At 54.0% G+C, this 12532-nt stretch carries 16 protein-coding genes and 1 pseudogene; 9 read left to right on the forward strand and 8 right to left on the reverse strand.

What is annotated here, in order from left to right:
- The 4 genes and pseudogenes from GTGU_RS26045 to GTGU_RS07075 all read left to right on the forward strand — a co-directional run.
- A pseudogene (locus tag GTGU_RS26045) lies at positions 1–295 on the forward strand (protein YdhT); the annotation flags it as partial.
- 5 nt (positions 296–300) lie between these two features.
- Positions 301–1176, forward strand: coding sequence for a hypothetical protein (locus tag GTGU_RS07065; protein ID WP_038155273.1), 876 nt, complete (start codon positions 301–303; stop codon positions 1174–1176).
- A gap of 2 nt (positions 1177–1178) precedes the next feature.
- Positions 1179–2414, forward strand: a complete 1236-nt coding sequence (locus GTGU_RS07070) for a DUF2800 domain-containing protein (RefSeq protein ID WP_038155276.1) — start codon at positions 1179–1181, stop codon at positions 2412–2414.
- Positions 2415–2428: 14 nt separating this feature from the next.
- Entirely contained in the window at positions 2429–2977 is a 549-nt protein-coding gene (locus GTGU_RS07075) for a DUF2815 family protein (protein ID WP_038155278.1), read from the forward strand.
- Positions 2978–3005: 28 nt separating this feature from the next.
- Here GTGU_RS07075 and GTGU_RS07080 read toward each other — a convergent pair whose 3' ends face one another.
- Positions 3006–3185, reverse strand: a complete 180-nt coding sequence (locus GTGU_RS07080) for a hypothetical protein (protein WP_038155280.1) — start codon at positions 3183–3185, stop codon at positions 3006–3008.
- Between the two features lie 30 nt (positions 3186–3215).
- Here GTGU_RS07080 and GTGU_RS07085 point away from each other — a divergent pair, with 30 nt between their 5' ends.
- From GTGU_RS07085 to GTGU_RS07095, 3 genes are read left to right on the forward strand one after another with little or no spacing between them, the layout of a single operon-like run.
- On the forward strand, positions 3216–5336 hold the full coding sequence (locus tag GTGU_RS07085) for a bifunctional 3'-5' exonuclease/DNA polymerase family protein (RefSeq protein WP_038155281.1): 2121 nt from the start codon (positions 3216–3218) through the stop codon (positions 5334–5336).
- Positions 5337–5340: 4 nt separating this feature from the next.
- Entirely contained in the window at positions 5341–5562 is a 222-nt protein-coding gene (locus GTGU_RS07090) for an ANR family transcriptional regulator (protein WP_038155282.1), read from the forward strand.
- Positions 5552–5821, forward strand: coding sequence for a PDDEXK family nuclease (locus GTGU_RS07095; protein ID WP_038155284.1), 270 nt, complete (start codon positions 5552–5554; stop codon positions 5819–5821). The genes GTGU_RS07090 and GTGU_RS07095 overlap by 11 nt, the downstream gene beginning before the upstream one ends.
- 27 nt (positions 5822–5848) lie before the next feature.
- Here the strand turns inward: GTGU_RS07095 and GTGU_RS25670 are convergent, their stop codons facing one another.
- Together GTGU_RS25670 and GTGU_RS25675 are read right to left on the reverse strand one after the other, a co-directional pair.
- Entirely contained in the window at positions 5849–6106 is a 258-nt protein-coding gene (locus GTGU_RS25670; protein ID WP_156964085.1) for a hypothetical protein, read from the reverse strand.
- An 83-nt stretch (positions 6107–6189) separates the two neighbouring features.
- A complete protein-coding gene (locus tag GTGU_RS25675) occupies positions 6190–6729 on the reverse strand; it encodes a DUF6338 family protein (protein WP_156964087.1) in 540 nt (179 codons plus the stop codon).
- Positions 6730–6778: 49 nt separating this feature from the next.
- Here GTGU_RS25675 and GTGU_RS07100 point away from each other — a divergent pair, with 49 nt between their 5' ends.
- Together GTGU_RS07100 and GTGU_RS07105 are read left to right on the forward strand one after the other, a co-directional pair.
- A complete protein-coding gene (locus GTGU_RS07100) occupies positions 6779–8170 on the forward strand; it encodes an SNF2-related protein (RefSeq protein ID WP_038155286.1) in 1392 nt (463 codons plus the stop codon).
- The gene (locus GTGU_RS07105) at positions 8167–8355 is read left to right on the forward strand and encodes a helix-turn-helix transcriptional regulator (protein ID WP_038155287.1); all 189 of its coding nucleotides are present in this window, start codon (positions 8167–8169) and stop codon (positions 8353–8355) included. The genes GTGU_RS07100 and GTGU_RS07105 overlap by 4 nt, the downstream gene beginning before the upstream one ends.
- Here the strand turns inward: GTGU_RS07105 and GTGU_RS07110 are convergent.
- From GTGU_RS07110 to GTGU_RS07130, 5 genes are all read right to left on the reverse strand, one after another.
- On the reverse strand, positions 8352–9524 hold the full coding sequence (locus GTGU_RS07110) for a tyrosine-type recombinase/integrase (protein ID WP_038155290.1): 1173 nt from the start codon (positions 9522–9524) through the stop codon (positions 8352–8354). The two genes, GTGU_RS07105 and GTGU_RS07110, sit on opposite strands and share 4 nt — an antisense overlap.
- Positions 9525–9861: 337 nt before the next feature.
- Positions 9862–10275: a tail fiber assembly protein gene (locus tag GTGU_RS07115; RefSeq protein ID WP_038155293.1), complete on the reverse strand. Its 414-nt coding sequence runs from the start codon at positions 10273–10275 to the stop codon at positions 9862–9864.
- A gap of 1 nt (position 10276) precedes the next feature.
- A complete protein-coding gene (locus tag GTGU_RS24415; RefSeq protein WP_038155296.1) occupies positions 10277–10891 on the reverse strand; it encodes a gp53-like domain-containing protein in 615 nt (204 codons plus the stop codon).
- Positions 10891–11571 carry a baseplate wedge 1 family protein gene (locus tag GTGU_RS07125; RefSeq protein WP_038155298.1) on the reverse strand — a complete coding sequence of 227 codons (681 nt, stop codon included), beginning with the start codon at positions 11569–11571 and terminating at the stop codon, positions 10891–10893. The genes GTGU_RS24415 and GTGU_RS07125 overlap by 1 nt, the downstream gene beginning before the upstream one ends.
- Positions 11568–12532, reverse strand: a 965-nt coding sequence (locus GTGU_RS07130) for a baseplate J/gp47 family protein (protein WP_038155301.1), incomplete at its 5' end; no start/stop codon positions are given. The genes GTGU_RS07130 and GTGU_RS07125, both read right to left, overlap by 4 nt.

Raw genomic sequence — 12532 nt, forward strand, 5'->3', positions numbered from 1 at the left:
CGCCCGAATCGGCAGCTCCGGCGACGACGCCCAAATCGGCAGCTCCGGCGACGACGCCCAAATCGGCAGCTCCGGCGACGACGCCCAAATCACCGCATCAGGTAAAGGATCTGTAGTGGCCTGTGCCGGTAGCGTCCTGCGCATTGTTTTGGGTGAAAACGGCTGCGCGTCAGTGCCATGGCATGACGGAAATCGCACTCGCATTGCAGTGGCTTATGTCGGCGAGAACGGCATCGAAGCCAACACCCCTTACCGCCTGAATGACAAAGGCCAGTTCGTCAAGATTGAGGAATGAACCCCATGAGCTTAGAAACAAATCTCGAACTTAATAACAAGCTGCTGACGCAGCACAACGCCCTGCTGGAGCGCCTCATTACTGCACTGGCTTCAGGTGTAGCGCTTCGCCCGGACACCGTGGCGCAGGTGCAGGAATACCGTGAGACAGCCCCCGAAACTGGTGGCGGAGTTCCTGCGCTGGACGATCTGGAATTTGGCGATGTGGTCGCGCTGGCGGTGTTCTACCCTGAACCGCAAGTCCTCGGCTTAACGATGTTGCAGCGCGCTATTGACTACCGCGACACCACCGGTGACGCACGTGTCGTGCAGATCGATGCGCTGGACATGGCATTACGCGGGGTGAAACGCGCCAACCATCTTAGCAAGCCAGCACTGCTGGACCTGGCTCGCCACGTTATTCGCTTCTGGGATGATCTGCCGACTATTGGGTCCCGCCGCGAATTTGCCGAACAACTGCTCGACACCAAAGCGGGTGAACGCGATGGCGTTAAACCGAAGAGGGCTGGCGGCAAAACCAAACAGCAGGAACGCAAAGGCCCGTTCTTCGTCCAGCACGACGACGGAAAAATTGGCGAGCTCAGCACCAAAGCTGAACTGAAAACACATCTCGATGCTGGCTACACCGAAATCAATAAGGTTGAGTATCTGCAACTGAAAGAAGATGCAGAAAAGGCGAGCGATAAGCCATCTGACGACCAGCCTGATTTTGCGGCTCTGCGTAAACAGGCAGAGGGGCTAATCCTCCAGCTGGCAAAAGGCGGTTACCGCGCTGAAGCAGTTGCCATTCTGGAAAAACAGGGCGCGAAAAAACTCGGTGAAGTTGCCGACGAAGATCTCGCAGATGTGGTCGCCCAGGCTGAAAAGGCGCTGGAGGGTTAATCATGCCGGACGTTCATGCACGCCTTTCCCCTTCTGCGGCGCATCGGTGGATGCGCTGCCCCGGTAGTCTGGCGCTGGAGGCCACGCAACCGGACAGCACCAGCGCTTTTGCCGAAGAAGGTACCCGCGCACACGCACTGGCTGAGCAGATCCTTAATGCTCGCCTGGCCGGTAGCGCAGACCCTAATTCTGCCGACGCTGAAATGTTTGATTACGTGCTGCGTTACGTGGACACCGTCTGGTCACTGGCTCAGGGTAACGAGCTGATGGTCGAACAGCGTGTCGACTTTTCGCACATCGTTGGTATCCCGGATTCGTTCGGTACCGCCGACGCCGTCATCATCGCAGGCAACGAGCTGCAGATCCACGATCTGAAATATGGCCGGGGGGTGCAGGTTGATGCTGAACAGAACGAACAGCTTCAACTCTACGCCCTCGGCGCACTGGAACAGTTCGGGCTGTTGTATGACTTTGAGACGGTTCGCCTGTTCATCCACCAGCCGCGGCTTAACCACGTTTCAGAGTGGGCCCTGACGGTGGAAGAGCTCCAGGCGTTCGGCGAACGGGCTCAAGAAGCGGCCGCCAGTGTGATCGTGATGTTCAATATTGCCGATTGCGAAGGCGTCGAAACCCTGCCACTGGAGAATTTCACCCCAGGCGAAAAACAGTGCCGGTTCTGCAAAGCGAAAGGTGGCCTGTGCGCAGCTGAAGCGCAGGCCAGACTGAATGCTGTTGCAGACGACTTTGTAGACCTCACGAAACCTGTGGGTGAGCAGCTGGCGGAAGTAGCAGGACGTGTTCCGCTGTTGACGGCTGAACAGCTGGCAGAAATTTACAGCCAGGTGGGCCTGATTGAGTCTTTTTGCAAAGCAGTGTGCGACCGGGTAAGCAGTGAGCTCAACGCCGGACATCCGGTACCGGGTTTCAAACTGGTCACCGGCAAACAGGGTAACCGGGCGTGGAGCGATGAAGAAGCCGCCCGCGCGCTGCTGAAAGATCAGTTCCGATATAAAACTGAGGAGGTTTTCGACCTTAAGCTGATTAGCCCGACCAAAGCCGAGAAGCTCATCAAGAAGGCCAGCCCCCGCCGCTGGACGAAAGTCGAAGCGCTGATCACCCGCGCTGACGGCAAGCCCTCCGTTGCACCTGAATCCGACCCGCGCCCTGCGCTGGTCATCAACCCTGTTAACGATTTCGACGACGTGTCCGACGACGCGCTCGCCGCAGACCTCATCTGATTAAGGAAATACCCATGAAACTTAAACTGAACAATGTTCGTCTGGCATTCCCTGCCCTGTTCGAAGCTAAAACTGTTAACGGTGAAGGCGACCCGCGCTTCTCTGCCGTGTTCCTGATGGATCCGAAGCACCCGCAACTGGATGAGATCCGCAAGGCGCTTAAGCAGGTGGCGAAGGAAAAATGGGGCGAGAAGTGGGAAACCATTTACAACCAGCTGGAGAAGAAGCTCAACATCTGCCTGCACGACGGTGACGAGAAAGCTGAATACGAAGGCTTCCCGGGGAACTTCTTCCTGAATGCGGCGAATAAAGCCCGCCCTACCGTTATCGATCGCGACCGTACCGCGCTGATTCAGGCCGATGGCCGACCGTACGCCGGGTGCTTTGTTAACGCTGTTGTCGATATCTGGGCGCAGGACAACAACTTCGGTAAGCGCATCAACGCATCGCTGAGCGGCGTTCAGTTCCTGCGAGACGGTGATGCATTCGCTGGCGGTGGTGTGGCAGCACCGAACGACTTTGATGACATCAGTGAAGGCGCTGACGCCAACGCGCTAATTTAACCCTACCCGCCCGGCCACGCGCCGGGCATTACTTCTTGACCCTAGCCACGGGTAAATACCTGACGTGTCCTTTATCTGGACCAGTGAGGTATTTACAGCCGTATTCACTCAAATCACCGGCTATTGCAATTTTTGTCTGACGCACATCAACGATCTCAATCTGTTGGCCATTCGCAACATCAATAGCCTTATCACCTTTTTTAAACACGCACATATTCCTTTCTTACGGAGGCTTCTGATGCAAAGGATACTATGGGGCGACCTGGAAACCTATTGCGATATACCGATTAAGAACGGGACGCATGCCTACGCTGAGGGCGTCGAAGTGATGCTTTTTGCCTGGGCCATTAATGACGACCCTGTCAGCGTCTGGGATTTAACAGCTGGTGAGCCAATCCCCAGCCGGTTGCGTAAAGCCATAGCTGACCCCGACACCCTACTTTATTTCCACAATTCACATTTTGACCGCACCGTGCTGCGCAATGCCATGCCGGAGCTGGCACCTGATGTAACCCGCTGGCGTGACACCATGGTGCAGGCGCTGGCGCACGGCCTCCCCGGTGCGCTGGGCGCACTTTGTGAAGTGCTGGGCGTTCCGCAGGACAAGGCGAAGGATAAAGAAGGTAAGGCGCTGATCCAGCTGTTCTGCAAGCCACGGCCAAAGAACAGCAAACTGCGCCGGGCTACCAGCAAAACCCACCCGGAAGAATGGCGCCGCTTTGTGGCTTACGCCGGGTTGGATATTGAGGCCATGCGCGAAGTGCATAAGCGCCTGCCGAAGTGGAATTATCAGGGTACTGAGCTGGCGCTATGGTATCGTGACCAGCGAATTAATGACCGTGGCGTTTGTATGGATGTGCAGCTCGCGCAGGCAGCAATCGAGGCGGTGGAGCAGGAACAAAAGCGCCTGGCGAAACGCACGCAGGTGATGACCGACGGCGAAGTGCAGGCAGCCACACAGCGCGATGCGTTGATTAAACACATTGTTGAATCCTACGGTGTGGAGCTGCCGGACATGCAGCGCAGCACGCTGGAGCGTCGCATCGCGGATCCTGATTTACCGTCTGTGGTGAAAGAACTGCTGGCTATCCGCCTGCAGGCCAGCACCACCAGCACCAGTAAGTACAAATCGCTGATGAAGGGCGTGAGCAGTGACGGTCGTCTGCGCGGCACGCTGCAGTTCTGCGGTGCATCGCGAACCGGTCGCTGGGCCGGGCGCTTATTCCAGCCCCAGAACCTGCCCCGCCCTTCCCTCAAGCAGGAACAAATAGACGAAGGCATCGAGGCGCTGAAAGCCGGATGTGCCGATCTGCTGTTCGATAACATCATGGAGTTAACCAGCTCGGCGCTGCGCGGCTGCATTATGGCCCCCGCAGGCAAAAAGCTGGTGGTTAGCGACCTGTCGAACATTGAAGGGCGCAAGCTGGCCTGGCTTGCCGGTGAGCAGTGGAAGCTGGAAGCGTTCCGGGATTATGACACTTTGATTCTGGACCAGAACGGCGCGCCAGTATGGGACGCCGCAGCGAAAGATTTTAAACGCCATGGGCCAGACCTTTATAAACTGGCCTACGCTCGCGCTTTCAATATCTCTCCGAACGATGTGGATAAATACCAGCGCCAGATCGGCAAGGTTATGGAGCTCGGCCTCGGCTTTGGTGGTGGCGTTGCGGCGTTCCTGACCTTCGCTCTGGTCTACGGCCTTGACCTCGACGAGCTGGCTAACGCCGCGCTGCCGAATATCCCCCGCGATGTGGTTCGCGAGGCGAAAAGCTGGTACGACGAATCGGTTAAACGAAAGGCGACCTACGGCCTGTCAGAGCGTGTCTTTATTGCCTGCGACTCGCTTAAACGTCTGTGGCGCCGGGCGCATCCTGCGACCTGCGATTTCTGGTACGAGCTCGAGCGTAAAGTCCGCGCCGCCATCGCCACACCCAAAAAGACACTGTACTGCGGCTATCTGAAAGTCCGTCGCGATGGTGCATGGCTGCGCATTCAGCTGCCATCCGGTCGCGCGCTATGCTACCCGTCCCCGTCCATCGAGAAGGGAAACATCACCTATATGGGTGTTAACTCCTACTCGCGCAAATGGCAACGGCTCAAAACCTATGGCGGAAAGCTGGTGGAGAACGTCACCCAGGCAGCCGCCCGCGACGTTCTGGCCGGAAACATGCCGCTGATTGAGGATGCCGGATACAGCATTGTGCTGACGGTACACGATGAAGTGATCACCGAAGCGCCGGACACTGACGATTTCAACGATACGGCGCTTTCTGCGCTGCTCTCCACTAACCCCGAATGGGCGCCCGATATCCCGCTGAATGCTGGCGGCTTTGAGGCGTATCACTACCGTAAGGATTAACCCTATGTCATTTAAATATCGGGACAGTCCGCTTTATTACAGGGCTGCGCGTGAGGCTGTCCGCATTGAACAGACCGGTGACTACGAGCAGGCGGCGAAAGCCTGGGCAAAAGCCAGCCGTGAATCACGGAACGAGCTCAATCAGGACTGGAGTGATCGCCGTGCTGATTTCTGCATCATGCAAAACATTCGCAATAAGCGTAAGGCGATTAGCGATGGCGTATGAACGTGAAAGCCTTATCGAAAAGCACCTCGTCGCCGAAGTGAAAAAGGCTGGCGGGGTCGCCTTTAAGTTCGTGTCACCCGGTCGCCGCTCGGTACCGGATCGGATTGTCCTGCTACCCGGTGGCCGCCTCGTTTTCGTTGAATGCAAGGCACCCGGCAAATCACCACGCGCCGACCAGCTGCGCGAGCACGAACGGCTGCGCGCGCTGGGATTTACCGTGGTGGTGCTGGATAGCAAAAATCTGGGGGGAGTAATATAGCGCGGATAACCACGCTAAAAATTAAATTTATGGTTTCTTAGGCGGAGGCGCAACCGGACGGCTTTGTGATGGCGGTTGATACCCATGCTTCTCAGGTTCTGACGACCCCGATTGCTGCTGCATCGTTATAGGCGAGTTAGAAAACCCCGTGCTGCCGCTATTTTGTGGCTGATAACCATTAATAGCAAGGCGTTCGCTTGAAGTTCTAGGTTGGTACCCTTCCATCATCGGTTGGTAACCGTCGGTGTTCAATGCACCATTATTTATCTTCTTATTATCTGTCATTATCTTTGGTTCCTCATTGCCGTGTTTATATTAAAAGGCATAAAACTCAACTGTTAAAATATCAGTAGCAAGAACAAGAACTCCTAATGTTCGTTCCTTTGGTCGTTCAACCCCCCCCCCCCATCTGAATTAATATGCCAACTTTCATTTAAATAAATCTGCTCTGGTTCAGGACTACTTGAAGCAAAAGCATTACCGGAATATAACCCACCAATTTTCGAGCCATCCTTAAGAGTTATAACGACCCAACACGCAGGAGCATTTCTAAAGAAAAAATCCCACGGCCTGCCTATCGGATGAGGCAATCTACTTTTAAAAAAACGAGAAAATCTTAGCTTGTGCAACACCACCGGAAGCAATAACGGTGATATTAAAAATACAGAAAGATACAGAAGATAATATAAAAAAGGAGAATAAACAAACAGGTCACACTTCTCTGCAAAATAGGCAGGTAAAAACCAAATCCCGTAGTTAATACAACTATAAGCTACAGCATCGATTATTAATTTAGAAGATTCTTTTTTAACAGAGGGATGTATAGCCTCATACACTTTAATACTAATAAAGCCGGGTACAACGAATAAAACAAATACAAATACTTTCCCAAAATCCCAGATATCCATAGCAGCTCTTACCAGTTTTTTTGAGCATTATACACTCACAGGCACATAGATGATCAAATTTTATACACGCCCTTATCAAGACCTAATCATTAACCACGAAATCAATACGCTTCGCTGCAACATCTGGGCAGGCATGGGCATGGGTAAAACCGTGGCGACACTTACCACGCTGGAAGATCTCTTTATGGCAGGCGCGGAGACACAGCCCGCGCTTGTTCTCGCGCCGCTGCGCGTGGCTGCCAGCACATGGCCGGATGAAGCGGTGAAATGGGAGCATCTGCGCAATATAGAAGTGCAGCCTATTGTCGGAAACGCCAAGGCACGCGCCGCGGCGCTGGCGAACAATAACGCCAGCGTGTTTACCATCAACTACGACAATCTGGTCTGGCTGGTTGAAGAGCTGGGCGGCCGCTGGCCGTTCGGTACCGTTATCCCCGACGAAAGCACCCGGCTGAAATCCTTCCGGCTGCGCGGCGGTGGTAAGCGCGCGGCTGCACTCGGCAAAGTGGCGCATAAGCATGTCCGGCGCTGGATGAATCTCACTGGTACGCCAGCGCCGAACGGCCTGGTGGATTTGTGGGGGCAGGCGTGGTTTGTGGACCAGGGGCAGCGCCTCGGGCGCACCTACGGCGCGTTTACTTCCCGCTGGTTCAACTCAATACAGTTTCCGGGGCAGAGCTGGACGAAGCTGGAGCCGTTCGCACACTCGCAGGACGAGATACAGCGCGCATTGGCTGACGTGACAATCTCCCTCGATGCCGCCGACTGGTTCGATATCAAAGAGCCTATTCATAACGTGATCCGCGTGGACATGCCGCCGAAGGCATGCCAGCAGTATCGCGAAATGGAAAAGGAAATGTTCCTCGAGCTGAACGGCGAGGGCATCGAAGCGCCGAATGCTGCGGCAAAAACTGTGAAGTGTCTGCAAATCGCCAGTGGCGCGGTGTACACCGACGATGCCGGAAACTGGTCAGAACTGCATGACACGAAGCTGCAGGCGCTGGACAGCATACTGACCGAAGCAGCTGGCGCACCGGTGCTAGTGGCCTACCACTGGAAACACGACCTTGAACGACTGCGCAAGGCATTCCCGCGCGGTCGCCACCTTGACCAGGATCCACAGACGCTGCGCGACTGGAACGCCGGAAAAATCCCGGTCCTGTTCGCACACCCGGCCAGCGCAGGCCACGGCCTGAACATGCAGGACGGCGGCAACATACTGGTGTTTTTCTCACACTGGTGGGATCTGGAACAGTACCAGCAAATTATCGAACGCATCGGGCCAACCCGGCAGATTCAGGCCGGACACAACCGCCCGGTGTTCATTCACCACATTATTGCCGCCGACACTATGGATGAAATGGTGATGGAGCGGCGCAACTCAAAGCGAACAGTGCAGGACATCCTGCTCGATGCCATGAAGAAGAGAGGCGTTCTATGACACCGGTTATCTCCGATACTGACCTGATCACCATCAAAGAGGTTGAGCGCTCTGTAGGACTGAAAAAATCCAGCATCTATGAGCGCATCAGTAATAATGAGTTTCCTAAGCCCAAAAAACTCGGGAGCCGAACCTCGCGCTGGATACGCGGCGAGGTTGAAGAGTGGAAAAAACAGTTTCTTTAAATCAACCGCAACTGGTCAATATAATCCGCGTACCACTGCATCATCCCCCGACGCCCCTCCAGATACAGGGCATGGTTATAAATTCCGCGTATTTTGTTTTTATCAACGTGTGCAATCTGAATCTCTACCCAGTCAGATTCAAAGCCGTTGTCGTTCAGTATGGTACTGAACGTGTGCCGGAAGCCATGCCCTACTACCTTCCCTTTATACCCCAGCTTGTGGATCATCTGATTTATCGTGTTCTCGCTCATGACCTTAGACGGGTCATTCCTGCCGGGGAACATGTTGATGTACCGCCCGGTCAGTTTATGCAGTTCTTTCAACAGGACAACCAGCTGATCAGACAGCGGTACCAGATGCGGGCGATCCATCTTCATAAACTCTGCCGGTATCTCCCACAACCTGTTATCGAAATCTACCCATGCCCATTTTGAATGCCGCAGCTCGTAGGTACGTAACCCCGCCAGCATCATAATTTGCACGCCAAGCCGCGGGAGCGGGCTTCCCTTATAGCTCTCAGTTGCAACCAGAAAGTCTGGTAACTCCGCAGCCGTCAGGAACGGGAAAGATTCCCCCTGATGGCCTGTCATGGCGCTGTTAAGCTCGCTGACCGGGTTATACTTCGCTCGCCCCGTCGCAACAGCGTAACTGAAAATCTCGCCGCACCACCGACGGGTTTTGGCCGCTTTCTCTGTGGCGCCACGAGCCTCTATTTTGCGCAGAGCCGTCAGCATCTGAACCGGTTCGATCTCCGCGACGGGCAACCTGCCAACTGCCGGGAAAATGTCTTTTGATAACGCTTCGAGAATGTCGGAGGCGTAACCGGCGGACCAGCGCGGCGTTTTGAATTCATGCCATTCGGTCGCGATCTCCTTAAAGGTTATGCTGTTCGCGGCGGCTGCGGCGCTATGACCTTTTGCCTTCACCGGGTCGATACCCGCGGCAACATTCCTCCGCGCTTCATCACGTTTTTCCCGCGCGGCAGCCAGCGAAACCGCCGGGTACACTCCCAGCGCCAGCAACTTTTCTTTACCGGCGAAGGTATAGCGATAACGCCAGTATTTAGCCCCGCTGGCTTTTACCAGCAGAAAGAGTCCGTTACCGTCTGGCATCTTATAGTCTTTATCACCAGGCTTCGCCGTCTCGACTTGTCGTGCGTTAAGTTTCATAGGTACCCGCCTCAAACTCAGATACCCGATTAAATACCCGTTTTGATTTCGGATTGCAACGGCTAAAGATGGATGTAAGCGGACAAACAAAACGCCTAATCCAACGAATTTAAAGGAAAAATGGAGAGTTAAGGATGTTAATGGATTAAATAGTGGTGCCGGTAATAGGAGTCGAACCTACGACCTTCGCATTACGAATTAGTAGAATCACATTTAACTTACTGTTTTACATACACATTGCCGCATTCACATCAGGCAACTCAATGGCACATGATGTAAGAAAGGGGATGGCGATTTACCATGTATGACACAAATCTGGCACACCGCCATAATGAGATTATTCCGCAGGCTGAGAAGGCCAGGTGATATCTGGCGCAGCCGATGTATCAATAGCTTCCAGTTCGTCCAGATAATCCAGCCACAGATTGTACTGTGCCAGTTCGTCGCCCGCCAGGCGACCAATCGCTGCTTTCCCCGGCCATTGCTTACCGTACATGTACGCGTTTGCCTGGTCTATGCGCCGCTGCTTTTCGACATTAGCCATTGAAATCAGTTCGTCATGCGTTGGTTCTGGGCGATCAGAAAGATATGGTAAATCCCTACCATTTGGAGTTATTACTTTACCGTTATCCTGACCTGTCAAAAGCTCTCCGTAGAGCGCGTCAGTTATTTCAATAACATCACCCGGTAGCGAATCACCGTAATCGATCTCTTCAGGATAAAAACCGTTTGTTGCTGGTGAATATCTCATATTAAAACCCCACCGCTAAATAAACGCCGCCCAATTGGGATGAGCTGCCTCGTGAAATCATTTGTGTTTTACTGATTTGGGCGGCAGCAATGTACCCTATATTCCCCGATCCTGCTGAATAGGCCTGTGTCGCCATGACCTTAAGACACGCATTAGGAAACGCGACCGGGAATGTCGTAGTGACGTCACCGCTCGAGGCGGCAATATTCCCAAACTGGATGAGTAATCCGGAGGGCAAATAGTGATAAAGCCCAGTTGGCGATGCTTTTATATTCGTCAAAAAAGAGGACATATCTGGGATCTGATTTGCCTCCGTTCCAACGTCACGATTTGCGGCCGTTCCCAAACCAAGGTTTGCGATAAGCGAATTTGTGAAGTTTTCCACGAGCGTATCAAGATCACCATTGTCCAGCGCATCGAGATTCGCATTGGCAATAAACTGCCCTACCATTGCCGCGATCGTTGATGGCTGGCGCAATGCTTTATTGACCTGCGCACTGGACGCCTTCCCGGACGTGAACCCAGTCGGCAGCGCCGGAAGTGATTCCCAGTCCGCCTGAGACGTCACGTTAGCGCCGGCACCAGTGGCGAACGGTTTAAAATCGTTTGTAGCCATTACAGTTTCTTCTCCCATGCTCCAACATCGAACCCGCCGATGTATTCGTTATCCAGATCGAACCCAAAAAATTTAGTCCCCGCAGATGGTGTTTCTATTGATGGCGTCTGAACGTCACCAGCCCATACACCAGCGGCTTTTACAGTCAGATAGCCCTGTCTGATAGCTGCTATCAGTTCGAGAGAGACATCAGCAATATCCGTTTCCGGGAACACCCAGACGGATATCGTCATGTCCTGGTTGTCGACAATCTGCATACGCAGGCCGGAGCCGGCCGTCGCAGCATCGAGGATAGGCGGCAGCGAATCATTGCGACCGTCCCAGTTGTTGATAGCGATCTTCGCTTTCAGAATGACGCGATAGGTATCATCGCTCAGAGTCGTATAGCCATCGTCAGGGTCAAATGGTCCCTGCCAGATCCCCTGATCATATCCGAGCCCGTCAGTATCCCAGCTGAAATAAACGCCGCTTATAGGCTGACTCACTACCCGGCTGCGTCCGATCCACAAGCCAAGGATGTCGAGCTGTACGCCGACAGCCTCATCAATGTCAAAAGCAGTGATTAGCCCGGACATAGCGGCAGAAACATCGATGAACGGTCGCGTAGACAAGTCGATGTGATCGAAGAACTTTGGTTTCGTCGCGTGATAGTTAGTAATCAGATCGGTATATTTGCTCATGCGACCACCGTGATAACGATATTCTCCGGCTGGCAGGATGCCGCGGCGTCATACGCTATTACGATGTTGGCCGCCGCCAGCGCATCAGGCGCAATTCCAATCAGCAATTCCTGAATGTCGTAATAACGTGCGCTTCCTCCGCTGACTACGCCAAGGTTCGCCGGGGAATAAATCCGGCTCAACAGCACCGACTCGCCGATCTTCAGCCCGTTGATGTAGTCCGCCACGGCCTGCTGAATTTGTGCCCCAACTTGGGAGGTGTAACCCGTGAAGGCTTTCAGTGTGATGCTCCCGAATACCGGAACGTCAGTAGACCGTGAAAAACTAATCACATGCGGGTTACCGTAGGTATCCGGCACCGTGACGGATGTCGTTCCGTAGGTTGCGGTACCCTGCCCTTTATTACTCCTGATGGTCTGAGCGATTTCGGTAACGTCTCCGCCGTCGACAATTGCCGAGATTGAATGCGGTGGAAGCCCGTTAGCGTCAACAGAACCAGTGTCATTCTCGTAGAGCTTGTGACGTGTCACGCCAGCAACGTTTGCGATTGCCCCGTCCACACCCTCAAATGGTGTAAGGGATGGCAATGCCACGCTCTGCCCTTGTCTGATGCGCAACTCTGAGTCTTTTTCTGCTGGCGTTCCCACGGTGGCCGCTGTCGGGTTGTTAACCGACACCCAGCCTCGGGTAGGTGTGTTAATCGTGGTGATGGCTCCAGCCTGTGCCGCTACAGCGCCACTGTTTGCGCACGTCGCCGTTACCGTAACGGTACCGTCAACGCCAATGACCACGGTGACCGGAAGGTTCCAGATAACGTTATTGTCATCTTTAACCGAACCGTTTGTGATCTGCGTTCCTGTCGTACCGACCAGCTCCAGATCCACCGTTGAATTCGTCTCGCCTTTGCGGGCGATGCCGTTGATTTTCACGTTGTTGCTCAAACCGGAACCGAACGCCGTCT

The organism is Trabulsiella guamensis ATCC 49490, from assembly GCF_000734965.1.
Lineage (GTDB): Bacteria > Pseudomonadota > Gammaproteobacteria > Enterobacterales > Enterobacteriaceae > Trabulsiella > Trabulsiella guamensis.

Excerpts from the sequence above, each read along its gene's own strand:
- GTGU_RS07065 (WP_038155273.1), top strand. The coding sequence starts at position 301 with ATGAGCTTAGAAACAAATCTCGAACTTAATAACAAGCTGCTGACGCAG.
- GTGU_RS07070 (WP_038155276.1), top strand. The coding sequence starts at position 1,179 with ATGCCGGACGTTCATGCACGCCTTTCCCCTTCTGCGGCGCATCGGTGG.
- GTGU_RS07075 (WP_038155278.1), top strand. The coding sequence starts at position 2,429 with ATGAAACTTAAACTGAACAATGTTCGTCTGGCATTCCCTGCCCTGTTC.
- GTGU_RS07085 (WP_038155281.1), top strand. The coding sequence starts at position 3,216 with ATGCAAAGGATACTATGGGGCGACCTGGAAACCTATTGCGATATACCG.
- GTGU_RS07090 (WP_038155282.1), top strand. The coding sequence starts at position 5,341 with ATGTCATTTAAATATCGGGACAGTCCGCTTTATTACAGGGCTGCGCGT.
- GTGU_RS07095 (WP_038155284.1), top strand. The coding sequence starts at position 5,552 with ATGGCGTATGAACGTGAAAGCCTTATCGAAAAGCACCTCGTCGCCGAA.
- GTGU_RS25670 (WP_156964085.1), bottom strand. The coding sequence starts at position 6,106 with ATGACAGATAATAAGAAGATAAATAATGGTGCATTGAACACCGACGGT.
- GTGU_RS25675 (WP_156964087.1), bottom strand. The coding sequence starts at position 6,729 with ATGGATATCTGGGATTTTGGGAAAGTATTTGTATTTGTTTTATTCGTT.
- GTGU_RS07100 (WP_038155286.1), top strand. The coding sequence starts at position 6,779 with ATGATCAAATTTTATACACGCCCTTATCAAGACCTAATCATTAACCAC.
- GTGU_RS07105 (WP_038155287.1), top strand. The coding sequence starts at position 8,167 with ATGACACCGGTTATCTCCGATACTGACCTGATCACCATCAAAGAGGTT.
- GTGU_RS07110 (WP_038155290.1), bottom strand. The coding sequence starts at position 9,524 with ATGAAACTTAACGCACGACAAGTCGAGACGGCGAAGCCTGGTGATAAA.
- GTGU_RS07115 (WP_038155293.1), bottom strand. The coding sequence starts at position 10,275 with ATGAGATATTCACCAGCAACAAACGGTTTTTATCCTGAAGAGATCGAT.
- GTGU_RS24415 (WP_038155296.1), bottom strand. The coding sequence starts at position 10,891 with ATGGCTACAAACGATTTTAAACCGTTCGCCACTGGTGCCGGCGCTAAC.
- GTGU_RS07125 (WP_038155298.1), bottom strand. The coding sequence starts at position 11,571 with ATGAGCAAATATACCGATCTGATTACTAACTATCACGCGACGAAACCA.